The sequence below is a fragment of the Acidimicrobiales bacterium genome, from assembly GCA_033344915.1.
Classification (GTDB): domain Bacteria; phylum Actinomycetota; class Acidimicrobiia; order Acidimicrobiales; family Aldehydirespiratoraceae; genus JAJRXC01.
In genome coordinates this window covers 920,258-945,029 of sequence record JAWPML010000001.1, presented here as the reverse complement: position 1 = coordinate 945,029, position 24,772 = coordinate 920,258, and the positions used below count along the sequence as shown (strand labels likewise).

The 24,772-nt window shown below is 69.8% G+C and carries 24 protein-coding genes; 6 read left to right on the top strand and 18 right to left on the bottom strand.

Translation table 11 applies throughout. The features are described 5' to 3' along the window. Position 1: 1 nt before the first annotated feature. The 9 genes from R8F63_04530 to R8F63_04490 all read right to left on the bottom strand — a co-directional run bounded on the left by R8F63_04530 (position 2) and on the right by R8F63_04490 (position 9,418). Positions 2-454, bottom strand: coding sequence for a hypothetical protein (locus R8F63_04530; protein MDW3217858.1), 453 nt, complete (start codon positions 452-454; stop codon positions 2-4). A gap of 42 nt (positions 455-496) precedes the next feature. Continuing rightward, positions 497-994 (bottom strand): inorganic diphosphatase, encoded by a 498-nt coding sequence (locus tag R8F63_04525; protein MDW3217857.1) that lies wholly within the window; start codon positions 992-994, stop codon positions 497-499. Between the two features lie 40 nt (positions 995-1,034). After that, the gene (gene sufB, locus R8F63_04520) at positions 1,035-3,593 is read right to left on the bottom strand and encodes a Fe-S cluster assembly protein SufB (protein ID MDW3217856.1); all 2,559 of its coding nucleotides are present in this window, start codon (positions 3,591-3,593) and stop codon (positions 1,035-1,037) included. A gap of 58 nt (positions 3,594-3,651) precedes the next feature. Beyond that, positions 3,652-4,887, bottom strand: coding sequence for a DUF1501 domain-containing protein (locus R8F63_04515; GenBank protein MDW3217855.1), 1,236 nt, complete (start codon positions 4,885-4,887; stop codon positions 3,652-3,654). Then, positions 4,884-6,830 (bottom strand): DUF1800 family protein, encoded by a 1,947-nt coding sequence (locus R8F63_04510; protein ID MDW3217854.1) that lies wholly within the window; start codon positions 6,828-6,830, stop codon positions 4,884-4,886. The genes R8F63_04515 and R8F63_04510 overlap by 4 nt, the downstream gene beginning before the upstream one ends. A 74-nt stretch (positions 6,831-6,904) precedes the next feature. Continuing rightward, positions 6,905-7,468: a hypothetical protein gene (locus R8F63_04505; protein MDW3217853.1), complete on the bottom strand. Its 564-nt coding sequence runs from the start codon at positions 7,466-7,468 to the stop codon at positions 6,905-6,907. Positions 7,469-7,475: 7 nt separating this feature from the next. Continuing rightward, positions 7,476-7,994: a gamma carbonic anhydrase family protein gene (locus R8F63_04500; GenBank protein ID MDW3217852.1), complete on the bottom strand. Its 519-nt coding sequence runs from the start codon at positions 7,992-7,994 to the stop codon at positions 7,476-7,478. 1 nt (position 7,995) lies between these two features. Beyond that, positions 7,996-8,496 (bottom strand): flavin reductase family protein, encoded by a 501-nt coding sequence (locus R8F63_04495; GenBank protein MDW3217851.1) that lies wholly within the window; start codon positions 8,494-8,496, stop codon positions 7,996-7,998. Positions 8,497-8,551: 55 nt separating this feature from the next. Further along, positions 8,552-9,418 carry an MBL fold metallo-hydrolase gene (locus R8F63_04490; protein ID MDW3217850.1) on the bottom strand — a complete coding sequence of 289 codons (867 nt, stop codon included), beginning with the start codon at positions 9,416-9,418 and terminating at the stop codon, positions 8,552-8,554. Positions 9,419-9,529: 111 nt separating this feature from the next. Between R8F63_04490 and R8F63_04485 the strand changes: the two genes are divergently transcribed. Then, positions 9,530-10,969, top strand: coding sequence for a thioredoxin family protein (locus R8F63_04485; GenBank protein ID MDW3217849.1), 1,440 nt, complete (start codon positions 9,530-9,532; stop codon positions 10,967-10,969). Then, positions 10,966-11,487 (top strand): UGSC family (seleno)protein, encoded by a 522-nt coding sequence (locus tag R8F63_04480; GenBank protein MDW3217848.1) that lies wholly within the window; start codon positions 10,966-10,968, stop codon positions 11,485-11,487. The genes R8F63_04485 and R8F63_04480 overlap by 4 nt, the downstream gene beginning before the upstream one ends. On the opposite strand, the gene R8F63_04475 is transcribed toward R8F63_04480, so the two are convergent. Further along, positions 11,471-12,328: an A/G-specific adenine glycosylase gene (locus R8F63_04475; protein ID MDW3217847.1), complete on the bottom strand. Its 858-nt coding sequence runs from the start codon at positions 12,326-12,328 to the stop codon at positions 11,471-11,473. The genes R8F63_04480 and R8F63_04475 overlap by 17 nt on opposite strands. 111 nt (positions 12,329-12,439) lie before the next feature. On the opposite strand from R8F63_04475, the gene R8F63_04470 reads away from it, so the two are divergent. Continuing rightward, entirely contained in the window at positions 12,440-14,959 is a 2,520-nt protein-coding gene (locus R8F63_04470; protein MDW3217846.1) for an EAL domain-containing protein, read from the top strand. Between the two features lie 7 nt (positions 14,960-14,966). On the opposite strand, the gene R8F63_04465 is transcribed toward R8F63_04470, so the two are convergent. Together R8F63_04465 and R8F63_04460 are read right to left on the bottom strand one after the other, a co-directional pair. Continuing rightward, positions 14,967-16,175, bottom strand: coding sequence for a CapA family protein (locus R8F63_04465; GenBank protein ID MDW3217845.1), 1,209 nt, complete (start codon positions 16,173-16,175; stop codon positions 14,967-14,969). Then, a complete protein-coding gene (locus tag R8F63_04460) occupies positions 16,172-16,960 on the bottom strand; it encodes a hypothetical protein (GenBank protein ID MDW3217844.1) in 789 nt (262 codons plus the stop codon). Before R8F63_04460 ends, R8F63_04465 begins: the two co-directional genes overlap by 4 nt. 62 nt (positions 16,961-17,022) lie before the next feature. Here R8F63_04460 and R8F63_04455 point away from each other — a divergent pair, with 62 nt between their 5' ends. After that, complete coding sequence (locus R8F63_04455) at positions 17,023-17,502, top strand: hypothetical protein (protein ID MDW3217843.1); 480 nt, start codon at positions 17,023-17,025, stop codon at positions 17,500-17,502. On the opposite strand, the gene R8F63_04450 is transcribed toward R8F63_04455, so the two are convergent. Next, complete coding sequence (locus R8F63_04450; protein MDW3217842.1) at positions 17,499-17,753, bottom strand: hypothetical protein; 255 nt, start codon at positions 17,751-17,753, stop codon at positions 17,499-17,501. The two genes, R8F63_04455 and R8F63_04450, sit on opposite strands and share 4 nt — an antisense overlap. Before the next feature lie 32 nt (positions 17,754-17,785). Between R8F63_04450 and R8F63_04445 the strand changes: the two genes are divergently transcribed. Both R8F63_04445 and R8F63_04440 read left to right on the top strand, forming a co-directional pair. Beyond that, entirely contained in the window at positions 17,786-19,420 is a 1,635-nt protein-coding gene (locus R8F63_04445) for a fumarate hydratase (GenBank protein MDW3217841.1), read from the top strand. A gap of 31 nt (positions 19,421-19,451) precedes the next feature. After that, positions 19,452-19,964 (top strand): SRPBCC family protein, encoded by a 513-nt coding sequence (locus R8F63_04440; GenBank protein MDW3217840.1) that lies wholly within the window; start codon positions 19,452-19,454, stop codon positions 19,962-19,964. Between the two features lies 1 nt (position 19,965). Here R8F63_04440 and R8F63_04435 read toward each other — a convergent pair whose 3' ends face one another. From R8F63_04435 to R8F63_04415, 5 genes are read right to left on the bottom strand one after another with little or no spacing between them, the layout of a single operon-like run. Next, positions 19,966-20,994, bottom strand: coding sequence for an ABC transporter permease (locus tag R8F63_04435; protein MDW3217839.1), 1,029 nt, complete (start codon positions 20,992-20,994; stop codon positions 19,966-19,968). Continuing rightward, a complete protein-coding gene (locus R8F63_04430) occupies positions 20,987-22,105 on the bottom strand; it encodes an ABC transporter permease (GenBank protein ID MDW3217838.1) in 1,119 nt (372 codons plus the stop codon). The genes R8F63_04435 and R8F63_04430 overlap by 8 nt, the downstream gene beginning before the upstream one ends. Then, positions 22,102-22,662: an RDD family protein gene (locus R8F63_04425; GenBank protein MDW3217837.1), complete on the bottom strand. Its 561-nt coding sequence runs from the start codon at positions 22,660-22,662 to the stop codon at positions 22,102-22,104. Before R8F63_04425 ends, R8F63_04430 begins: the two co-directional genes overlap by 4 nt. After that, entirely contained in the window at positions 22,659-23,642 is a 984-nt protein-coding gene (locus tag R8F63_04420) for an ATP-binding cassette domain-containing protein (GenBank protein MDW3217836.1), read from the bottom strand. The genes R8F63_04425 and R8F63_04420 overlap by 4 nt, the downstream gene beginning before the upstream one ends. After that, positions 23,642-24,712 carry an ABC transporter ATP-binding protein gene (locus R8F63_04415; protein ID MDW3217835.1) on the bottom strand — a complete coding sequence of 357 codons (1,071 nt, stop codon included), beginning with the start codon at positions 24,710-24,712 and terminating at the stop codon, positions 23,642-23,644. Before R8F63_04415 ends, R8F63_04420 begins: the two co-directional genes overlap by 1 nt. Between the last annotated feature and the right edge of the window lie 60 nt (positions 24,713-24,772).

The window sequence follows — 24,772 nt, the reverse complement described above, 5'->3', positions numbered from 1 at the left end:
CTCAGCGGCCGCCCTCGCGGTACCGACGCCGCAGCCTGTCGGCCAGGCTCTCGCCGCTCGGCTTGGACCGCTTCGACGGCTTCGACGGCTTGGACGCGTCCTTCTTCGCTCGCTTGGCGTCGCGGCGAGCTCGACGCCCGCCCCGCTTGCGGCGCTCGGCGTCGAGATCGGCCAGCACGCTCGGTGCCGCCTCGTTGATGATGTCCTCCGCTGCGTCCAAGAGCGCGGCGATGCTGTCGTCGTCGCCGAGGCTCTCCGGCTCGGCCGGGGTCTCCGGGGTGACGAGCGAGCCATGGGCCCAGTTCACGTCCGCCATGCGCCGGGTGTACTTCGGACAGTCGTCCGGGCACCGCCACGGTGCCTCGGGGGCGAGGTCGAGATCGCACTTCCGAACCGTGTCGCCGTTCGGGTAGCTGCGGGACTCGAAGAACTTGCAGTCCTGACGCATCGGCATGGCGTCCATTGTGCCGCACCGGAGTGCGGAATCCATGCCGGGTCAGGCGCCGGCGAACCGTTCCCGCGCGGCCGCGATCTCGGCCCAGGCCTCGTCGCGACCGGACCAGCGACCCACGTCGGTGTCCTTGGCCGGCTCGAGCGCCTTGTAGATCTCGAAGAAGTGGCGGATCTCCGACAACAGGTGCTCGGGGGCGTCGCCCAGGTCACCGAGGTGATCCCAACGGGGGTCACCCGACGGCACCGCGAGCACCTTGGCGTCGGGGCCCGCCTCGTCGGTCATCCAGAACACGCCGATCGGGCGGGCCTTGATGTGACATCCCGGCACGGTGGGTTCGTCGAGGAGCACCAGCACGTCGAGCGGGTCGCCGTCCTCGGCCAACGTGTCGGGCACGAACCCGTAGTCCGCCGGGTAGACGGTCGCGGTGAAGAGATGCCGATCGAGCCAGAGATCACCACTGTGGTGATCGATCTCGTACTTGTTCCGCGAGCCCTTGGGGATCTCGACGATCACCTCGACCCATTCCTCGCCGTCGCTCATGGGCCGAGACTACGCCAGGGCGCTTCTACCCGACACTGCCCTAGCCGACGCTTCCCTCCATCTGGAGTTCGATCAGGCGCGACCACTCGACGGCGTACTCCATCGGCAGCGTGCGGGTGACGGGCTCGATGAAGCCGTTGACGATCATGCCCATCGCCTGCTCCTCGGTGAGGCCGCGGCTCTGGAGGTAGAACAGCTGCTCGTCGGCGACGCGCGAGACGGTGGCCTCGTGGCCGATGACCGCGTCACCCGATCCGACCTCCATGTAGGGGTAGGTGTCGGAGATGGAGTCCTCGTCGAGGATGAGCGCGTCGCACTGGACGTGGCTCTTGCAGCCGTAGGCGTCGTCCTCGACCCGCACGAGTCCGCGATAGCTCGTGCGGCCGCCGTCCTTCGAGATCGACTTCGAGACGATCTTGGAGGTGGTCTCCGGGGCGGCATGGATCATCTTGGCGCCGGTGTCCTGATGCTGGTTCGGGCCCGCGTAGGCGACCGAGAGGACCTCGCCGGATGCCTTCGGCCCGGCGAGGACGACAGCCGGGTACTTCATCGTGAGCTTGGAACCGATGTTGCCGTCGATCCACTCCATGTGGCCCTCGGCTTCGACATAGGCCCGCTTCGTGACCAGGTTGAACACGTTGTCGGACCAGTTCTGGATGGTCGTGTAGGTGACCCGGGCAGACGGCTTCACGACGATCTCGACCACGGCCGAGTGCAGCGAATCCGAGGTGTAGGTCGGGGCGGAGCAGCCCTCGATGTAGTGCACCTTCGAGCCCTCGTCGGCGATGATCAGGGTGCGCTCGAACTGGCCCATGTTCTCCGCGTTGATGCGGAAGTAGGCCTGCAGCGGCATCTCGACCTCGACGCCGGGCGGGACGTAGATGAACGAACCGCCGGACCACGCCGAGCTGTTCAGGGCCGAGAACTTGTTGTCGTTCGGCGGGATGATCTTGCCGAAGTACTCCTTGACGAGCTCCGGGTACTCCCGCAGTGCGGTGTCCATGTCCGAGAAGAGGACCCCCTGGGCCTCCAGGTCCTCCCGGTTCTTGTGGTACACGACCTCGGAGTTGTGGACGATGACACCCTCGGCGACGAAGTTGTGGTGGCCATCGATCTCGATGTCGTAGACCGGGGCGACGTCGGCCTCGATGATCTCGGTCACCGGCGCGAACCCGAGCGTGTCGGTGCAGTGGCCGCGGACCGTGGTGCCACGGATCCCCGTGTCGGAATGACGGTAGGCCCGCGAGCCGAGCCGTTCGCGACGGCGCGGGTTGCGCACCGGCACACGCTCGACGTCGCCGCCGAGACCAAGGCGGTAGCCGACAATGGTCCGGTCGGGATCAACCGGATGTGCGGACTCGAAACGGCATGGTGCCGTCGGGCGGAGACCGCAGAGCCGGGCCAGCTCAGCCGTGTCGTCGAGCAGCGACTCGTTGGCCGACGTGATCGACATGGTGTTGCCGTGTCGGTCCGGGGAGACATACCCGTCGGCATCGACGTAGCCCGCCAGGAAGGCCAGGCGCTGCGCCGTCGGCAGGGAGTACACCCACTCGGGAATGCGCTTCGTGTGGCTCGAACCGCGGAAGCCGTTCAGCTCGACCCAATCGACGAGCGCCAGGGAGTTGAAGGTCACCCGCCACTGGTCGGAGCGGCAGGAGGTCAGACCGAACAGATCGCCGACGACTCGCTTCAGCTCCTCCTGCAGCTCGGTCTCGGTGTCGGGAATCGCGAGCTCGAGCCGGTACATCCCGTGCTTCGGGTCGATCCGCGTCGACCCGTCGCCGAGCCACAGGCCGAGCAGCCACATGAGGTCGACGCTGGTCGCGTCGGGAAAGTGGTGCGGCGTGGAGTCGCACGACATGAGCGCGTGCGGCTCCCCGTAGTCCGGCAGATCGCGCGCGACCGCCACGATGTCGCCGATCTCGAGTTCGCCGACGGTCTTCCAGCGGCGCTCGTAGCGCGCCCGCTCACGGCCGGAGCGGCGGGAGTCGACCAGGCAGAGCACCGGATGGTTGTCGGTCGCCACGATCGTACGCGCGAACCGCGAACCGACAGTGACCTCGTAGGTCTGGCGCACATCGGTCTGGGCCGCATGTTTGACCGGATTGATCTCCAGCTCACCGGTCTCCTCGTTGAGCGAGAACACCTCGTCGCCGGGAACGATGCTCTTGATCGGGACGAGTCCGTTGCCGGCGGTGTAGACGCGGACGTCACCACGGAGGCACTCGTACTGGGCCGTGACGCCGGCCAGATACTTGCGCTCGGCCTCGGGGATGCCGAGCTTCTCGTAGGTGTTCTTGATCGACTCCGGGACCTCGTCCCACTCGTCGCTCAGCTCACCCTTGGGCTTGATGTAATAGAAGATGTTGTCGAAGTCGATGTCCGACATGTCGCCGCCCCAGCTGGGCATCGGGCGGCGGCCGAAGCGCTGGTAGGACTTCAGGCGGAAGTCGAGCATCCAGTCGGGCTCGCCCTTCATCCACGACATCTCGCGCAGGATCTCCTCGTTGAGGCCGCGCTTCGGCTTGAAGACGTAGTCCTCCTCGTCGGCCCAGCCGAGTTGGTACTTGCCGAGGTCGAGATTCTCTGCGGTGGTCACGTGAGGCTCCGAACCGAGCGTGCGGTCTGCGGATGCAGCGACGACAACGCCCTTTCTCCTATGGAGATAGTAACAACCCCAGCGACCGGTTCGGCAGCGGGAGGCCCGGAAACACCCCACCGCGCCACGGTCGGAAGCCGTGGCTGGACACCGCATCGGCGCACACACGCCGGACATCGACCGACACCGGCCAGACGTCGTCGCGGTCGAGATCGGGGAGATCGCCGTGGACGCCGCCGACCACACGGTCACCCAGCGCCAGCGCGACACCGCCCCGACCGTGCTCGGTGCCGCCACTGCCGTTCTCGTCGATCGCCCGGCCGAACTCGCTCACGACGACGACCGTCACGGGCGGTCGCTCGTCCACCCCGTCCAGGTCGTCCCAGAATGCGGACACGCCGCGCGCCAGCCGGTCCAGCCGGTGGGCCAGCACGCCGCCCTTCCCGTCGCCCTGGTCGACGTGGGTGTCGTAGCCGCCATGGTCGATCGCCACGAGCCGCAGGCCGCGCTCCTCGCGGATCATGTCGGCCGTGACCGCGAGGGACCGCCCGAGCCGTCCCTCGGGATACCCGCGGGCGAGACGGTCGGCGGCGGAGGTCCAAGCCGTGTCGGACCACCGCCCCGATGCCGCGAGTGCCGCCTGACCGGCCCGACCCACGGCGCTGCCCCCGCCGTGGGCCCGACCGACCGCGGAGAATGCCCCGGCCGGATCGCGATGGGGCCCGATCGACACCGTCGGGCGAGGGGCCGCCACGGCGCCGGCGAGGCCGTCGAACATCGGATGCGGACCCGGCCCGAACGACCAGACCGCGGCGCCGTCGAGGCCTTCGAAGCGGAGCAGCCTGGCGGCCCAGCCCTCCGGCTCGTGGCGCCCGCCCCGATACAGGAAGTCGCGGGACGGGAGGTGGTTGCGGTTCCCGTCGTCGCCGTCCGGCACCCCGACGCCACAGATCACCGCCAGCCGGTCCGTCGGTCCGAGCCGGTTCCACAGCGGAGCGAGCGCGGGGTGCAGACCCAGGCCGCGATCGAGCTCGATCGCCCCGTACCGCTCGCCCGGCGCGGCGACGGCGACGGACGGTCGTCGTCGCTGGTAACCCTCGTCGCCGTACGGGACCAGGACGCTGAGGCCGTCGACCCCGCCCACGAGATGGATCACGACCACGGTACCGCCGGGCTCGGCGACGCCCCGGCCCTCGGCGCCCGCCACGGGAATCCCCGCAGCCGCCGTGCCCACACCGAGCGCGCCCGTCCCGACGACCCCACGAAGGAAGCCGCGGCGGGTCGGACCCGTCATCGCGTCGCTCCCCGGTCACGGCGCATGAACGAGGGGAAGCTCAGCACGAGGGCCACGAGATCGGCGAGCGGAAGGTCGTCCTCGGGACCCACGAGGTCGTCGGCCCCCACCCCGAGGTAGGCCAGGAGCGCATCCCGTTCGTCGACGGTGAGCGACGTGCCGTCGAGCCCGGCGGCGAGTGCGTCGATGAACGCGTGGGCGGCCGTCTCCGTGCCGGGCGCGAAGCGGCCAAGATCGACCTGCACGCCCGCGGCGCCCTCGGTGAGGCGCCGCGCCGACGCCCACCGGGCGCTCACCGCGCTCGGCGACGTCCACCAGTCGCCGGGGTGCCCCCGCTCGCGGCGGCGCCGGGCCGACGCGGCCTCCGCCCCGACCTGGCGGAGTTCGTGAGGCACGGATCCGGCCTGCCGCCGGTCCCAGGGGATCCCGATGTCGACCGATGCGCCGAGCGCCCGCAAGGCGGCAAGGAGCCACTCGTCGCCCGTCCGATCCGTCGCCCGCCCGTCACCCGCGTGCAGCAGCGCGGTCCGGACCACGGCGCCGATGCCCGTGCGCTCCGCGCCGTACGCCGACGCAGCACGGTCGACCACCCGTTGGTCGGCACCGTCACCGGCCAGCCGACGGCAGAGCAGCGTCGCCACCCGCTGCGCCGTACCCGGCATCGCGGCGAGATGGCGGATCAACGAGACCCCGTCGTCCAGCCCGGCCTCGCCGGCGCGGCCCGGTGTCATCCAGCCGCCGACCCGCGCCGGAGCCGCGGCGTGACGCGCCGCGTCGAACCGGAATCGGCCACGATCGTCGAGTCCCCAGCCGCTCAGCACGGTCGCGACGGCCCGGATCTCTTCGACCGTGAGCGTGCCCGGTCCGAAGTCTTCGGCGATCAGCCGGGCGTACGCCGTCGACAGGGGCCGCGTCGCCGTGCCGTCCACGGAACCCGCACGGCCGACCCGCAGCACCCCCGGCGTGCGGGCGACCGCGACGAGCAGGTCTCGATAGTCGCCCAGCGCGTGACGACGGATCGTCTGCTCGAACGCGATCGATTCGGCGGACGTGAGGGCGAGGGCGAAGTGCTCGCGCCAGGTCGCCGTGGCCGCCTCCAGCACCTGCTTCTCGCTCACATAGGCGCGGGTGAACCCGGCCCAGCTGATCTGGGCGTGGGCCCGAGCGGTCATCGCTTCGTCGGCCAGCGCCGCGGCGTCGACATCGAGGAGGTCGAAACCCTCGAGGGCCGCTGTCACGTCGGGGTCGGCAACGTCGTCGGGACGGAGCTGGGCCTCGATCCAACCGTCGATCCCGATCGCCGCGACCTGTTCGCGCATCGCCACCGTCGCCACGAACCCGGTCGTGGCCGCAAGGGCCCGGACCTCCGGTGTGTCGTCGGATGGACGGGTCGTGGTGGTGGGCACCGTCGTGGTGGTGGTCGGCGGCACCGTGGTGGTCGAGGGCGGGACCGTGGTGGTGGTGGTCGCGGCCGGGGGCGCGGGCACAGCCGGCTCGGTTCGCGGCGCGACCAGGCGGTGTTCGGGTCCGGGCGCGGACAGCACGTCAGGATCGACGACGGGTTCCGGCGGCGGCGCGAACTCGAGCTCCGGCGCGGTCACGACCTCGGCGACCGCCACTTCCGCCCCCTCCGTGGTCTCCACCGGCCCGACCGTGCGCTCCACCCCGGTGAACGTCCCCGGCACCGTCGACGGGGGCGGAGGCGGCGCCGGTCCATCGGCTGCTTCCGGCTCCGACCGGGCGAGGAGATCGCCGATGATCCCGCTGCCGACCACGGCGACCCCGACCGCGGCGACCATCCCGCCGACCATCAGTTCGACGCGGCCCCGGTCCGGGTCGGCCGCCGGTTCCGGCCGATCGGGGAGGTCGGCGTACAACAACCGCATCCCGTCCGGGATCTCGTGATCGGCGGGGCGATGCCGCGGCAGAAGAGGAGGCTCCACGGCCGGTGTTTCGGCTGGTCAGGGGGTGACCTGTAGGCATTTCGACCCAGGCCGCCGGGCCTGATCCGATCGACTCAGTCGACCATCGGCGCTGCACCGAAGAGACCGTCGACGAGTGATCCCGTGAGTTGTTCCAGTCGCTCGGCCGTCCGGCGGTGCACCCGCTTGGACCGGCCGTGCGGATCATCGACCTCGTCGGGACCACCGCCGAGCAGGTCGCTCGACTTCCGTTCGGCCGCGAACGCGGCCACGAGGTCCGCCGGTGAACGATCGTCCGCCTCCTGCTGATCGAGCCACGCGACGATCGAGCCGAGTGTGTGGATACGCGGCGAGGCACCGTCCAGGGCGACGGCCAGTTCGCGGGCGTGCATCCGTTCCATGGTGACGACGAGATCGATGTCCGCCAGCAGGGCGGGCGTGAACCGCCGCGAGCGATGGTCCCGTGCGTCGATGCCCCGTTCGTCCAACACGGCGATGACCGTGTCGGACGCGGGCTCGCCGTCGAACAGGAGCCCGCACGACGAGACCTCCACGGCGAGACCGCGCTCGGCCACCGCCCGGCGCAGCAGCCGCTCGGCCATCACCGAGCGGCAGATGTTGGCGGTGCAGACCACCAACAAGCGAAACGGTGGGGCCATGCAGGCTCTAGTCGATCCGGCGGAGCTCGGCGGCGAACTGCTCGCCGCGGCGCAGATACGCATCGACGTTCATCTGCGCGTGTCCCTCGGGGAGGGCGTCCTCCCGGATCTTGACCGGCACGCCGAGCGCCATCGCCCGCGGCGGTACCTCGACCTTGCCGGGCACCATCGCGGCGGCACCGACGAGCGCGTGCTCGCCGATCAGCGCGTCGTGCAACACGATCGATCCCGTGCCGATGAGCGCGTGATCGAGAACGGTGCAGCCCTCGAGATGGGCGAGGTGACCGACGGTGACGAAGTTGCCCACCGTGGTCGCGTGGACCGGCGTGCAGTGCAGGACGGCGCCGTCCTGGATCGACGTCGCCTCGCCGATGCTGATGACGTTGTCGTCGGCGCGGATGACGGCCTGGGGCCACACCGATGCGCCGGGTCCGAGCGTCACACTGCCGATGACGGTCGCCTGCTCGTGGACGTAGGCCGTCTCGTGGATCTCGGGAACCCGGTCGCCCAGGGCGTAGATCGCCATGTCAGAGACTCTCGTAGCGCCCGTAGCCGCCCTGGAAGAAGAGCAACGGACCACGCGTGTCCGCGTCGTCGGCCGTCCACAGCGACTTGACGAGACCGACGACGATGTCGTGGTCGCCGCCGTCGAGGATCGCGTGGACCGCACAGTCGATCACCGCGAGCGAGCCGGGGATCGCCGGCGACCCCGTCGCGTGGGTCGTCCACTCGATTCCCGCGAACTTGTCGTCGGACTTCCCGGCGAAGATGCCGCAGGTGTCCTTCTGGTCCTCGCCCAGCACGTTCACGCAGAACGATCCCGTCTCCTTGATGCGCAGCCATGTCGCGGACGTGTTGCCGGGACAGAACATGACGAGCGGCGGGTCCAACGACACGCTCGCGAACGACCCGATCGCCATCCCGGTGGGGCCGTCGGCATCGACGCCCGTGACCACCGTGACCCCGGTCGGGAAATGACCGAGAACACGACGGAACTCGGCGCCGTCGATCGCTGCAGAATCGGACACGTCTCCTCCTGACCCGGGCACTCGCCCGACGTGCTCAGCGCACGGTAGCGCCCGGTCAGGCTCGGGCGGCGACGGAGAGCTTCAGGCCCTCGGTCGCACAGACGACGGTCTGCACGCCGCGCGCCGCCGCCAGCTCGCCGATGCGCTCGGTCATCTCGTCGAGATCCTCGTCCGTGTGGGACGGGTCGTGGTGGAACAGCGCCAACGTGCGCACGCCGGCCTGCGCCGCGACCTCCACCGCATATTCCGGCGTGCAGTGCCCCCACGTGGCCTTCGCGGCCAGTTCGTCCTGCCACAGCTGGGCGTCGTGGATGAGCAGGTCCACACCGTCGCAGAGTTCGAGCACCGCCTCGTCGACATCGGTCGGCCGACCGATCGGCTCCTGGTGATCCGGTACGTAGGCCACCGACACGCCGTTGCGGGTGATCCGGTACCCGTTGGTCTTGCCGGTGTGGGGCACCGGCCGGGACATGACCCGGGTCTCCCCGATGTCGAACTCGTCGTGGTGGGTGTCGTGGAACCGCACCGTCGCCGGCAGGTCACACGACCGGATCGGGAAGTAGGGCGGGCTCATGAACCGCTCGAACGTCGACGCCATCGTGCGTTCGCCATCGCCCGGCCCGTGGATGTTGAGCGCCGTGCCCGCGCACTGCAGCGGGGTGAAGAAGGGCAATCCCTGGACGTGGTCCCAGTGCATGTGGGTGACGAGGGCGTGGAACGTGATCGGCAACCCGGCTTCCATCGAGCAGCCCCAGGGCCGCAGCCCGGTGCCGAGGTCGAGGATGATCGGGTCCTGTCCCTCCGACTCGATGGTGACGCAACTCGTGTTGCCGCCGTAGCGCTGGACGGTCGGGCAGGAACACGGTGTTGACCCGCGGACACCGTGAAAGGCGACGTCGACCGACGTGTAGTTGTCCCCCATGACGATCGCGAACCTAAACCCTGGCGCCGCGAGCGTCGAGAGGCGTGTGACGGATATCTCTGCCTTCTGACACTTGGACTGCCACCAGTCGGGTGGACGTAACATGGCGACATGACCGCACCACCCCTGCCGGACGGACTCGTCGCCGTCGTGAAGAAGGACTGTCCGACGTGCGTCCTCGTCGCTCCGGTGCTCGAGGATCTCGCCTCGCGCGCCGACCTGACGGTGATCACCCAGGACGACGCCGGGTTCCCGGCCGACGCGCCCTGGGTCGTCCACGACGCGGACCTCGCGCTCTCCTGGCACCACGACATCGAAACCGTGCCCACCCTGTTGAAGGTCACCGACGGCTCGGCCGTGGAGACGACCGTCGGGTGGTCGCGCGACCAGTGGGAGGCCTTCACCGGCGTCGACGGCCTGGGCGCCGACCTGCCCGACATGCGGCCCGGCTGTGGGTCCTTGAGCGTCGACCCGACCCTCACCGACGAGCTCGCCGTCCGCTTCTCCGGATCGACGCTCCACAGCCGCCGCATCGAGATCGCGGACCTCGAGGACGAGTGGGAGGCGATGTGGGATCGGGGGTGGAGCGACGGACTCCCCGTCGTCCCCCCGACCGAGGCGCGGGTGCTGCGCATGCTCGAGGGCACGACCCGGGCGCCGGACGACATCGTCGCCGTCGTGCCCCCCGACCTCGTCGAGTGCACCGTGGAGAAGGTCGCGGTGAACGCGGTGATGGCGGGTTGCAAGCCGGAGTACCTGCCGGTCGTGCTCGCCGCGGTCGAGGCCGCCTGCACCGACGAGTTCAACATGCACGGCCTGCTCGCCACCACGATGCCCGTCGGCCCGGTGATGATCGTCAACGGACCGATCCGCAACGAGATCGGCATGAACGCCGGGCTGAATCTCCTCGGTCAGGGCAACCGGGCCAACTCGACCATCGGCCGGGCTCTGCAGCTCACCATTCGCAACGTCGGCGGCGGCAAGCCGGGAGGCGTCGACCGCGCCACCCAGGGCAACCCGTCGAAGTACGGCCTGTGCTTCGCCGAGGACGAGGAAGGAACTCCGTGGGACACCTTCGCCGAGTCCCGCGGGTTCGCCTCCGACGTCTCGACGGTCACGCTGTTCCCCGGCGAGGGGCCGCGGCTCCTGTTCGACCAGAAGTCACGGTCGGCCGAGTCGTTGACCAAGCACTTCGCCCAGATGCTCATGTCCTACGCGAGCCCGCGGATGATCATGCAGTTCGAAACGATCGTCGTGATCTCCCCCGAGCACATGGCCCGCTATCGCGATGCGGGCTGGGATCGGGCTCGCTTCCTGGAGGAACTCAACGGCCATCTCACGGTCAAGGGCGCCGACGTGATCTCCGGTGCCGACGGCATCGAGGAGGGCATGCCCGACTTCATCGCCGACATGGAGCTGTCGAAGTACCCACCGGGCGGCATCCACGTCGTCCACGGCGGCAGCGGCGCCGGTCTGTTCTCCTCGGCCATCGGTGGCTGGGTCACCGGCGAGATGGGTAGTGTCACCGTCACCAAGGAGATCACCCGATGACCACGACCGTCCTGGATCCCACCGGCGAACTGCGCCCCGAGCAGCGCGAGCGCGTCGCTCGGCCCGAATCCCTGAACGGGCTCACCGTCGGCCTGCTCGACATCTCCAAGCCCCGCGGCAACGTGTTCCTCGACCGGGTCGAGCAGAAGCTCTCGGCGCTCGGCGCGTCGGTGAAGCGCTACAGCAAGCCGACGTTCACGAAACCGGCTCCGGTCGACCTCCGCCACGAGATCGCCACGAGCTGTGATGCGGTGATCGAAGCCCTCGCCGATTGAGGCAGCTGCACGACGTGCAGTGTGCACGACATCAACGATCTCGAACGCCGTGGCATCCCGGGGGTCTTCGTGGCCACCGTGGAGTTCGAGGACGCAGCCGCCACCCAGTCCGCGGCCCTCGGTCTGGACGTCGCCCACGTCCTCACCGCGCACCCGATCCAGGATCGCACCGACGAGGAGATGACCGCGATCGCCGATCAGGCGATCGACGACCTCCTCGCCGCCCTCACCGGCCCAGCCTGACCGTCCCGGCCTCCACCTCGAGCAAGCCGTCACGCACGAGCCCGCCGAGGGTCCGCTCGGCGCGCTCGGCATCGTCGGTTCCGAGCACCGTCATGAGGTCGGCCACGGCCAGGTCGGCGGCCCGCACGGCGTCGACCAGCCGGCCCCGGAGCTGACGGTCCGAGCCCTCGAACCGGGCCTGGGGCGCGCTGACCGCGGCGGACCCCGTCGCCGGGTCGTCGCCCTCACCGTGCCACGCGCAGTGGTCCACGACCGGGCATCGAGCACAGTCGGGCACCCGCTTGGTGCACACGAGGGCACCGAGCTCCATGATCCCCTGGTTCCACAGCCACGGGTCGGACGGCGGGACGAGCGCGTCGGCGCGCTGCTGGACCTCCCGGGCGGTGAGCGACGACCCCGCGAACCGAGCGAGCACCCGCCCGATGTTCGTGTCGACCGGCGCGACCGGCCGCTCGTGGGCGAAGGCGAGCACGGCGCGGGCCGTGTAGGGCCCGACGCCGGGCAGTCCGAGCAACGACGGGAGGGTGTGCGGCACCCGCCCACCGTGGTCGGCGACGATCGCCTCGGCGGCGCGGTGCAGGTTGACGGCTCGGCGGTTGTATCCCAGTCCCGCCCACAGCCGGATCACGTCCGCGCGGGGCGCGGCCGCGCACGCCGCCGGGTCCGCATACGCGTCCAGGAACGCCCGCCATTTGGGCTCGGCTCGCGACACCTGGGTCTGCTGGAGCATCGTCTCGGCCACCAACACGGCCCAGGGGTCTCGCGTGCGGCGCCACGGCAGGTCCCGGAGCGAGGCATCCGCCCAGGTCAGGAGGGTCGCGACGAGCGACTGCGGAGGCATCCGGCGATCGTACGAGGACGCGCTCAGGTCGACCACCGAAACCGCCGATGCTCAACTCGAGGGAGGCCGATGGAAAGGCAGTTGGTGAGCGCAGGGACCGAGAAACGCGGATTGGCCGATTTCGACATCGGCCTGTGGCGCCTGTTCTTCGAGATCCGCATCGTCGGGCTCGGAGTGCTCGGGGTGATCGCGTTCGTACCCGCGGCCCGCGTCGAGCCCGTCATCGCGGTCTTCATCCTCGGCTTCTCGGTGCCGGCCAACGTCGTCATGCGAGAGCTCGTGACGCGGTGGCGCTTCGTTCCGTGGTGGATGCCGATCGCCGACGCGGCCCTGTGCGCGGTTGCGATCGCGATCCAACCGTCGGTCGCGCCGATCGCCCTGCTGGTGATGCTCGGCTCGACCAGCCAGGCGGCGACGTCCGGCTGGCGCACGACGATCCCGGCCACCCTCGCCGGCGCGCCGATCCTCTTCGTCGCGATCGTGACCTACGACGTCCCCGATGGCGTCACCCAGCTCCTCGCGTACCTCTCCGTGTCGATCGGCGTGACGGTGTTCGTCGCGGTCATCGCCAGCGCGGAGCGGGCCGGGCGCCGGAGCAACCAATCGCTGCTCGACGGCATCGACGCCGTCGTCTGGGAGGCCCATCCCTACCCGTTCGTCGACGCGACGGTGTCGGGCAACACCCGCGCGATGCTCGGCCACGACCGCGACCGCCTGTCCGGCCCGGGGGCATGGCTCTCGCACGTCCCCGCCTTCGATCGTGCCGCGATCGTGCGAGAGTCACAGGCCTACATCGAGGCCGGCGAGGACCACGAACTCACCTACCGGGTGACCGACGCGAACGGCGACCTCCACCACGTCCGCGATCGCGTGCGCGTCGAGGTCGGCTCGGACGGACGACCGGTCACCACCCGCGGCGTGGTGGTCGACATCACCGACGAGGTGCGGGTCCGGGAGTCCAACCGCAACCTCGCCGAGCTGGTCGAGCGGGTTCCCGTCGGACTCGTCGTGGTCCGCAGCGCCCGCAGCGGCGAGTTCACGACGGTGACCGTCAACCCGGCGTACGAGGACATCACCCAACGCCCCGCGACCTCGCTCGTCAACACGTCGATCACCGGACCGCTCGACGGTCCGGGGGCCGGTGAGCTGCTCCGCCTCCTCCTCGACGTGCAGGAAACCGGGCGGGCGCAGCGCCGCAGCGAAGCCGCCGATCTGCGCCGCGACGGCGAGCGGATCCTCTCGCTCGAGGCCTTCCCGATCTCGGACAGCCTGATCGGGCTGAACGTCATGGACGTCACGGACCGGGTGATCACGGCGCGGGTACTTCGGCACCAGGCGCTTCACGACGAGCTGACCGGGCTCCCCAACCGGGCCCTGCTCGAGGATCGCCTCCGCCACGGCATCGACGCGGCCCGACGGGATCATGGCGCGGTCGCCCTGTTGCTCCTCGATCTCAACCAGTTCAAGGAGGTCAACGACACCCTCGGCCACGACCAGGGCGATCGTCTCCTGCGCATGGTCGCCATTCGCCTCCGCGAGGCGCTGCGCGCCGTCGACACCGTGGCGCGTCTCGGCGGCGACGAGTTCGCCGTGCTGCTGAGCGACGACGTCTCCCCCCGCCGCACCCTGCGCGCCGCCGAGCGGGTGCTCGCCTGCTTCGACGAACCCCACGACATCGACGGCATGTCGCTGCAGTGCGGCGCCAGCCTGGGCGTCGCCATCTACCCCGAGCACGGCGACGACGCCGAGGCGTTGCGCAAGCACGCCGACATCGCCATGTACGCCGCGAAACGCCGAGGCGGCGGCGTGGCCGTCTACGACCCCGAACGAGATCGTCCCAACCTGGACCGGTTGACCCTCGTCGGCCAGCTCCGCCACGCCCTCGACAGCGGCCAGCTGCTCGTCCACTACCAGCCGGTGGTGGAGCTCTCGACCGCCCGGGTGGTGCGCATCGAGGCGTTGGTCCGCTGGGACCATCCCGAGCGGGGCGTGATCGGTCCGGCGGAGTTCGTCGACGTCGCCGAGGTGTCCGGCGTCATCCGGCCCCTGACCCGCTGGGTCTTCGAGCAGGCCGCCGGCGACGCCCAGCGCCTGAGCGGGGCCGGCCATGTCCTCGATCTCGCGGTGAACGTGTCCGTGCGCAATCTGTACGAACCGGCCTTCGTCGACGCCATCCGCGGTGCCCTCGAGCGGACCGAGTTCCCCGGCGACCGGGTGATCCTCGAGCTGACCGAGACCCAGGTGATGGACGACCCCCTCCTCGCCCACGGGGTACTCGACCGCCTCCGCGGTCTCGGCGTTCGCGGTTCCGTCGACGACTTCGGCACGGGCCACTCGAGCCTCAGCAACCTCCAGAGTCTCCCCCTGTCGGAGATCAAGATCGACAAGTCGTTCGTGCAGGGCATGGGGGACGGCGACGAGGCGGCCGCCACGATCGTCAAGTCGATCGTGGCCCTCGGCCACAACCTCGGCCTCCGGGTCGTCGCGGAGGGCGTCGAGACGCCGTCGGCCCTGACCCGCCTGTCGATGCTCGGCTGCGACCACGCCCAGGGATTCCTGCTGTCGGCACCGCTCCCCTACGACGAGCTGGTCGCCTTCCTCGACGGGTCCCGCAGCGGCGTGTCGTTCTGAGCGGGCGTCAGCCCAGGGTGAGCGCCGGGTCGTCGCCCAGCCGCCGGGACACGACCTCGTAGGTGCGGGCCGCCGAGCTGGTCAGCGTCTCGACGAGGCCCCCCTCCGGGTCGATCTCGTCGGCCCGCCGGATCACGTAGCCGTTCTGGCGGTCGACCCAGGTCGGCGTGATGTGCACGCCGACCGCCTCGATCTCGCCGGCGCCATTTTCGAGGAGGGTCACCGTCGCGATCATGCCGTCCTGGGACGCGGTCACACAGCAGTTGGCGGACTGGTTCGAGAGGAAGTTGCCGAGCCCGTACACGACCCACTCGTCGCCCACGCGGTCGACGGGCTGCACGACATGGGCGTGGTGGCCGATGACCAGATCGACCTCGTCGGTGGGCAGGATCTCCGTGAGCCACTGCTCCTGGGCGCTCGAGGGCGTGTGCTGGTACTCGTTGCCCCAGTGCAGGCTGACGACCACGAACTCGGCGCCCGCCTCCTTGGCGAGGGCCGCCTCGGCCACGATCTCCGCCGGCTCGATCAGGTCGACGAGGTACTGCTCGTCGGCCGGCATGACGAACCCGTTCAACGAGTAGGTCGCGGAGATGTGGGCGATCGTGATGTCGTTCACCTCGTACAGGACCGGCGCGAGGTCGGCCGTTTCGTCCGCCGCCATCCCCGCCTGCGGGAACCCGAGCTCCTCGAAGACCTGCAACGTCGAGCGCACCCCGTCGCTGCGCCGGTCGAACGAGTGGTTCGACGCCGTGCTGCAACCGTCGTAGCCCGCGTCGACCGCCGCCTCGACGAGTGCCCGGGGTGCGTTGAAGACGGGGTACCCGGAGAGGTTGGTGTCGTCGACCGACACCGGCGACTCGAGATGGCAGATCGCCAGGTCGGCGGCCGACAGCACCGGACGCACCTCGTCGAACATCGGCCGGAAGTCCCAGCCGGTCTCGGCGTTCGCGGCGGCCGCCGACGTCACCGGGGAGTGCGGGAGGAGGTCGCCGGTGAACGCGAGCGTCGCGGTTCGCGGAGGTGGCAGCGTCGTCGTGGTCGTGGTGGACGTGCTGGTGGTGGACGTGGTGGACCGTGGTGGGTCCGCGGCGGTGCCCCCGTCGGACGCCACGGGGTCGTCCACGCCGACGTCGGTGCTCGATGCCACCAACATCCCCGCCACGAAGACCGCGGCGAGGACGACGACGGCGAACATCCGCACCCGGGCCGGACTCATCGGAACAGCTCCGGGGCGATCGGACAGTCGACCCGATAGCGGATCTCGGCCACAGGCTGGGGCCCGGTCGGACCGACCACGCGGTCGACGAGCGACAGCGGGACGAGCTCGACGTCGTCGTCCCACGGATCCACGTCGTCGCCGCGATCGGCGACCCAGGCGAACATGCGGGTGGGCACCACCCGACCGACGCCGGCGACGAGCCAGACCGGCGTGGCGTGATGGTGGGCCACGGCTGCGGCGGCGAGGGAACCGGAGCGGGCCAGCGCACCGTCCTCGTGCATGATCTCCGCCTCGAGGAGCACGAGGTCGACGTCCGCCGCGGCGGCACCGACGCCGGCGGACGGCACGTCCACCGCGACATGGTCCCGGGCATCGAGTTGACGGACCAGGCCGAACCCCTCCCCCACGGTGTCGGCCACGAGCACCTCGACGTCGGGTCGGCGCAGCACGGCGTCGCCGCAGAGCTCCGACGCGCCGATGACCAGGACCCTGCTCTCGGGCGGCAATGCGTGGGCCAGCTCGCGTGCGGTGGTGTCGCGCTCCAACGCCTCGACCGCCTCCCAGGCCTCGGTGCCCGCGTCGGTGCCGGTCAACATCCGGGCCGCGACCCACAGCAACGGGCCGTTCGTCGGGCGCCGTTCGACGAGCTGACGACACGCGGTGAGCAGCTCGACGGGATCATGGGCGAAGGACGCCAGGGCGATGGCCGCCTCGCGCACGAGCGGCGCCGTCGGCACGTCACCGGCGCGCGCCACGTACCGGAGCCGCTCGATCGGATGCACGGGGCGACTGTATCGCCCCCGATGTGACCCGTTACGCGCCTCGTGCGGTAGCTTTCTCCCCCGTGGTGACCGCTGCTCTCGACCTCGATCTCCAGCCGCTCGACGGCGACGCCCGTCCGCTCGGGGAATGGCTGACGACGTTCCCGCTCGTGCCCGTGATCCTCGATCCGTTCACCCACGAGAGCGCCTGGCTCCTCGACACCGCCAAGCGGATCCTGGAGCACTTCCGCGACGCCGGATGCCGTACCTGCTGGATCCTGACCTGTTCGGCCGACGACGCGAAGCGGTTCCTCGGCCCCTACGCCGACGAGATCCTCACCTTCGCCGACGAGGACCGGGCCATTTCGACCTCGCTCGGCGTCGAGCAGGTGCCGGCCATCCTGTTGCTGCGCCAGGACGGTCAGGTCACCGCCAAGGCGGAAGGGTGGGACCCCGACACGTGGCGCGGCGTCACCGAGGCCGTCGCCGAGATGAGCAGCTGGAGCCGCCCCGTCGTCCCGGCCGCCGGTGATCCGGTGCCGTTCGGGGGCACGCCGCTCTAGGCCTGGGCGTTCGCCCACTCGCGCCACGCGTGGCGCACCAGCAGCGGCACCGCGATCACGACGATGACACCGTGGACGGCGGTGATGATCCAGCCCGTGGTGGAATCAGCGACGAGAGCCCGCTGCACGACCGTCAGGGTGGCCACGAGGGCGAAGACCACACTCACGACCAGCAGCGAGCGCCGCTTCCACGAGGACGGGTCGAAGGCGTGGGCAAGACGCTCGATCGTCGTCTCGACGTCCCGGCTCATGACGTCAGGCTAGCGACCGGTAGCGTGCCCCCATGACCGAGTTCGCCTACTCCGATCTGCTGCCCGTCGGGCCCGACACCACCGAGTACCGCCTCCTCACCACCGAGGGCGTGTCCACCGTCGAGATCGACGGCGCAACGCTGTTGAAGGTCGAGCCGGAGGCCCTCCAGCGGCTCACGGCCGAAGCGATGCGGGACATCTCGCATTATCTGCGGACCGAGCATCTCACCCAGCTCGCCTCGATCCTCGAGGACCCGGAGGCGAGTCCGAACGACCGGTTCGTGGCGACCGAACTGCTTCGCAACGCGAACATCGCGGCCGCCGGCGTGCTCCCGATGTGCCAGGACACCGGCACCGCGATCGTCATGGGCAAGAAGGGCGACCAGGTCCTCACCCTCGCCGACGACGCCGAGTGGATCTCGAAGGGCATCTTCGACACCTACACCGAGACCAACCTGCGCTACTCGCAGCTGGCGCCGCTCTCGATGTTCGAGGAGAAGAACACGGGCAACAACCTGCCGGCTCAGATCGAGCTGTTCACGAAGCCGGGGCAGTCCTACGACTTCCTGTTCATGGCGAAGGGCGGCGGCTCGGCCAACAAGTCGTTCCTGTTCCAGAAGACGAAGGCCCTTCTCAACGAATCCTCGCTCGTCGACTTCCTCGACGAGTCCCTTCGGGCGATCGGCACGTCGGCGTGTCCGCCGTACCACCTCGCCCTCGTCGTGGGCGGCACGTCCGCCGAGTTCAACCTCAAGACGGCGAAGCTCGCGTCCGCCCACTATCTCGACGCCCTGCCCACCGCCGGCGATGCCGCGACCGGACACGGCTTCCGGGATCTCGAGTGGGAACAGAAGATCCTCGAGCAGACCCGCGAGTTCGGCATCGGCGCCCAGTTCGGCGGCAAGTACTTCTGTCACGACGTCCGCGTGATCCGCCTCCCCCGTCACGGCGCCTCGAACCCGGTCGGCATCGCGGTGTCGTGCTCGGCGGACCGGCAGGCCCGGGCCAAGATCACCGCCGAGGGTGTGTTCCTCGAACAGCTCGAGACCGATCCCGCCCGCTTCCTTCCCGAGGAGTCCGAGGACGACCTCTCCAGCGAGGTCATCGAGGTGGACCTCGACCAGCCGATGGATGCGATCCGCAACCAGCTCAGGCAGTACCCAGTGAAGACCCGCCTCAGCCTCACCGGCACCCTCGTGGTCGGCCGCGACATCGCCCACGCGAAGATCAAGGAGCGTCTCGACGCCGGCGAGCCCATGCCCCAGTACCTGCGCGACCACGCGATCTACTACGCCGGCCCGGCGAAGACCCCGGAGGGCTACGCGTCCGGCTCGTTCGGCCCCACCACGGCGGGTCGGATGGACTCCTACGTCGAACAGTTCCAGGCGGCCGGCGGCTCCATGGTCATGCTCGCCAAGGGCAACCGGTCCCGCCAGGTCACCGAGTCGTGTGCCGCCCACGGCGGGTTCTATCTCGGCTCGATCGGCGGCCCGGCCGCCCGCCTCGCCAAGGACTCCATCCGCAACGTCGAGGTGCTCGAGTTCCCCGAGCTCGGCATGGAAGCGGTGTGGAAGATCGAGGTGGAGGACTTCCCCGCCTTCATCGTGGTCGACGACAAGGGCAACGACTTCTACGCCGAGGTGACCACCCCGGTGAAGCTCCGGTAGCGTCCGATCCCGACCAGACGAGGGACCCAGCGTGAGCGAGCAGACATTTGAGTGCGAGAAGGTCGACCTGACGTTCTTCGAATCGGCGCCGACGATCCACCGGGCCAGCGTCGAGATCGACGCCACGCCGGACGACGTGTTCGAGGCGTTCCTCGACGCCGACGCGTGGACCGAGTGGGCCATGCCGATCACCCGCGTCGAGTGGACGTCCGACTTCCCCCTCGAGGCAGGGTCGACGCGAACGGTGTACATGAAGGGCAACCTCGTGGGCGACGAGGAGTTCCTCGCCTACGAGCACGGCTCCCGGATGGCGTTCCGGTTCAACTCGGCGACGAAGGACAGCCTGAACGCGTTCGCCGAGGACTACCGGGTCACCGACCTCGGCGGCGGCCGAAGCCGCGTCGAGTGGACGATGGCCATGGACAGCGGCGATGACGGGTCGTCGCTACGCGGCAAGGTGATGAACCCGGTCATGGGCTTCATGGTGAAGCGGATGCTGAAGAAGTTCGGCCGCCTCGTCGAGACGCGCCGATCGGCGTCCTAGGTCAGATCGCGCTCTCGCGCGGATCCCACCGACGCCGGGCCGCATCGCCGATCCGGTTCAGCGCGAACACCGTGAGGAACATCACCAGCGACGGGATGAACACGAGATGCGGTGAGGTGCGGATCTCGCCCTGGCCGGCGCTGATCATGTTGCCCCACGTCGGCGTGGGTCGGGAGATGCCGACACCGAGGAAACTGAGCGAGGCCTCCGCCACGATCAGCACCGCCACGATGATGAACGAATACGAGAGCAGCGGTCGGATCACGTTCGGCACGAGCTCGCGCAGGATGATCCGCCCGTGGCCGGCCCCGAGGGTCCGCGCGGCGAGGACGAACTCCCGGTGGACGAGTGAGATGGTGTTGGCCCGCGCCAGTCGGGTGTACGTCGGCACGCCCAGCAGGGCCAGGGCGAGGCCGATGGAGACGACGTTGGGCTCGACGGCCGTCACCACGGCCAGCAGCAGGATCAACGGCGGGAACGCCAGCATCGAGTCGGTGAGGACCCCGATGATCGAGTCGAGGCGGCCGCCGAAGTAGCCGGCCGAGATGCCGATCAGGCCGCCGACCACCGTGCCGATCGCCACCGCGAAGAAGCTCACCTGCAGCGACACCCGGGCGCCGTAGATCACGCCGCCGAGGACATCGAGGGCCTGGGTGTCCGTGCCGAACGGGTGCGACGACCAGAGATCGGGCGTGGCCCGGCTCGGCTCGGTCAGGGTCTTGGACGTGTCACTCGCCTCGGACAGCGGAAGCAGATCGGCGAAGATCGCCGCCCCGACGACGAGGCCGACCCACACCGCCGCCAGCCAGAGATCGGTCTCCACCGGCCGGCCGACCAGTCGCGCGACGAGACGATCCAGCCCCCGATACGCCAGTCCCCCACCGGCGAGCCCGGCGACGATGCGGGCGAGCATCGACGTGTCGACCTCGAGGGCGACCACGACGAGGGCGACGCCGCCCACCAGCGCCAGGAACCCAGCGACGAGCGACGGCTTCGTCGCCGGTTGGACGGGAACCGCGGTGTCAGTCATCTCGTACCCTCGGATCGAGGAAGACATAGGACAGGTCGACGAGCAGGTTGATCAATACGTAGAAAACCGCGATCACGAGCACGCCACCCTGCACGATCGGGTAGTCGCCCGGGGTGACGCCGTCGGCGACCACCAGCCGGCCGACGCCCTGGATGCCGAAGACCGTCTCCACGATTACTGTGCCGCCGATCGCGCGGCCCAGGCTCACCCCGAGGAGGGTGATGAGCGAGAACGACGACGGTCGCAACGCCTCCTTGCGGAGGATCTCGGCCGCCGACATGCCCTTGGCCCGGGCCGAGAGGATGTAGTCCTCCTGCAGCGTGGCGATGAGGTCGCTGCGCAGGAGCCGGGTGAAGACCGCGATCTCGGTGAGGGCGATCGCGAGTGCCGGGAGGAAGGCGGTCCGGAGGTTCTCGGCGATGCCGTCGTCTGCGGTGAGACGGGAGAACCCGGTGCGGGGGAAGTCCGGGAACTTCAGGACGGCGAACACGGTGAGCGCGACGATCGCGATGCCGATGCCGACCCACCGCACGCCATGAGCAGGACCGAGCTGGCGGGCTCGACGCGCCGTCCACAGCGCCCACGCGCCCGTCGCGAGCCCCACGGCGAGCAGGGAGTAGCGGGGCACGTCGGGATGAAAGACGAACAAGAACGCGAGGAGCAGGGCGGCGACGAAGCTCGGGACCGAGATGAGCGCCGACGTCAACGCATTGCTGGTCCGGTCGAAGGCGCCGCCTTCCCGGTAGGCAGCCACCAACGCCGTCGGGATCGAGACGAACAGCGCGATGGCGATCCCCATCGCCGCGAGCTGGAGCGTGATCGGCAGGCTCTGCACGAGCAACTCGTTGACGCTGAACGCCGGCTGGACCAGAGACTGGCCGAAGTCACCTTGGAGCGCGTCACCCAGCCAGTCGACGTAGCGCTCGAACAAGGGGCGGTCGAGGCCCAACTCGGTACGGACCCTGACGATCTCCTCTGGCGTCGCCTCGGGGCCGAGGAGCCTGATGGCCGGATCCCCGGGCACGAACTCGACGAGCAGGAACGTGGCCGCGGACACGAGGAACAGCACCGGCGCGAGCCGGAGCAACCGGGATCCGACGACGCGCATCATCGGCCGACGGTCCCGGTCAGAGAGCGCCACCACGAACGGGCGCCGTAGCGGGCCTCGATCACACGGGTCGGGGGCGCAGCGACGATCGGACCCTCGACGGCATCGGCGTCGTAGGGGATCACCTCGGTGTCGAAGAGGCGGTCGTGCCCCCCGCGAAATGCCAGCCCGACCGCGAACAGGGCGATCAGGGCGGGGTGCACGAGCAGGACCCAGCTCCACAGCACGGCGGCCCGCAGAACCGCCCGCAGTGGCGTCGGCGTGTCGGGCGTCGACCGGGCCACGACCTTGATGCACAGCAGGTCCTTGGCCGGCGTCTGCCCCCGAGCTGCGGTGAACACCGCCTCGTAGACGATGCCGACGACGGCGATGAGCACCGCCGGACCGAGCGCCCTTCCCCAGGGTCCCCGATCGAGGAGATCGGTGAGCGGGGCCGTCACCGGCACGAGGACGGTGACGGCGAGCGCGAACGTGCAGAAGAAGACCGTGAACACGTCGATCAGCCGAGCGGCGAGGCGACGGGCGACGAGCGACGAGCGGAGGCGGGCCAAGAACGTCATGGCAGCGGGTGGTGGCACGCGACATGGCGGCCCGTCGAGATCTCGACGAGCACGGGTTCCTCGTCGGCGCAACGGTCGGTGGCCCGGGGACAGCGTGTGCGGAAGCGGCAACCGGCGGGAGGGTCCGTCGGCGAGGGCATCTCGCCCGGGGGAAGCGGATCACTGCGTCCCACCCGGGGATCGGGCTTCGGGATCGAGGAGATCAGCAGCTGTGTGTAGGGATGATGCGGGTTACGGAAGAGGTCCGCAGGGGCCGCCACCTCGCAGACTTTCCCGAGATACATCACCATGACGCGGTCGGCGATGTGGTTCACCACCGACAGGTCGTGGGCGATGAAGATCATGGTGAGGCCGAACTGACCCCGCATGTCGTGGAGCACGTTGAGGATCTGCGCCTGGACCGACACGTCGAGGGCGGACACGGGCTCGTCGCACACGAGCACCTGGGGATCCATGATCAGCGCCCGAGCGATCGAGATCCGCTGGCACTGGCCTCCGGAGAACTCGTGGGGACGACGGTCGCCGACGACGTCCGGATCGAGGCCGACGGCACGGAGGGTGTCGTCGATCCGCTGGTCCGCGTCGTCGGGGCGACCCCAGATGTCGAGACCCTCCGCGACGATGTCGCGCACCCGGCGGCGAGGATTGAGCGAGGAGATCGGATCCTGGAAGACCATCTGGAGGCGGGTGCGCATCCGCCGCAGCTCACGATGGTCGAGGTCGGTGAGCTCGACGCCCTCGAGCCGGACCGACCCGGATGTCGGGGGACGGAGCTGAAGGATGGCGCGCCCGCTCGACGACTTCCCGCAGCCGGACTCTCCGACCAGCCCGAGGGTCTCGCCCTCCAGGAGGTCGAAGCTGATCCCGGAGACGGCGTGCACCGTGCGACCGCCCGACACGGGGAACTCGACCACGAGGTCCTCGACCCGCAGGAGGGCGTCGTCCGCCGGACGGAGATGGCTCGTTCCGGTGCCGGCCATCAGAGCGACGATCCTTCGTGGAGTTCGAGGCCGGCGGCGGTGCGCCCGGCCTCACGATTGCGGACGCGGGCCCGTTCACCCTCGTCCGTTCCGACGGGGTGGTGGCAGGCATGAAAATGGTCGAGGCCGCCCAGCGGGACGAGGGTCGGTTCGGTCTCCAGACAGTCCGGCTGGGCGAGGCGGCACCGGGGGGCGAACGAGCATCCGGGGGGCGGGTCGGTCATGTCCGGCGGTCGACCCGAGATCGCATCCAGGCGGCCGCCCTGGTGCCCGTCCATGCGGGGGATCGAGCCGAGGAGTGCTTCGGTGTAGGGGTGGGCGGTGCGGTCGAAGACCGGGATCGTGTCGGCCACCTCGACCATCCGCCCTGCATACATCACCGCCACGCGATCGGCGTACGACGCGACGACGCCGAGATCGTGGGTGATGAGGATCATCGCCATCCCGAGTTCGGCCTGGACGTCCGCGAGCAGGTCGAGGATCTGCTTCTGCACCGTGACGTCGAGGGCGGTCGTCGGCTCATCGGCGATGAGCAGCCGCGGCTGACACGAGATGGCGATGGCGATGGTGACCCGTTGGCGCATGCCCCCGGACAGCTGATGGGGGTACTCGTCGAGGCGGCGCTGCGGGTCGGGAATGCCCACCATGTCCAGCAGTTCGAGCGAACGCCGCCGCGTCTCGGCTCGACCGAGCCGGAGATGTCGCCGCAGCGGTTCGGCGATCTGGTGACCGATGCGGCGCACGGGGTTGAGCGATGTGAGCGGGTCCTGGAACACCATCGCCATCTCGCGTCCCCAGAAGCGGGTCGCACTGATCGGATCGAGGGCGAGGAGATCCCGCCCCGCGAAGGACGCCCGTGACGCGGGGTCGACCGTCGCGCTGCGTCCGAGCAGACCCATCACGCTGCGCACCAGAACGGACTTTCCGGATCCCGATTCGCCCACGATGCCGAGGGTCTCCCCGTCGCGGATCGAGAACGACACCCCGTCGACGGCGCGCAACAGCCCCCGCGGCGTCGAAAACGACGTCGAGAGCGACGAGACATCGAGGAGAGGCGGTTCTCCGTTCACGGCGGTTGGTGCCTTCGGCGTTGGTCGGAACCCGGCGGTCGGTCCGGGCCTCAGTGGCCC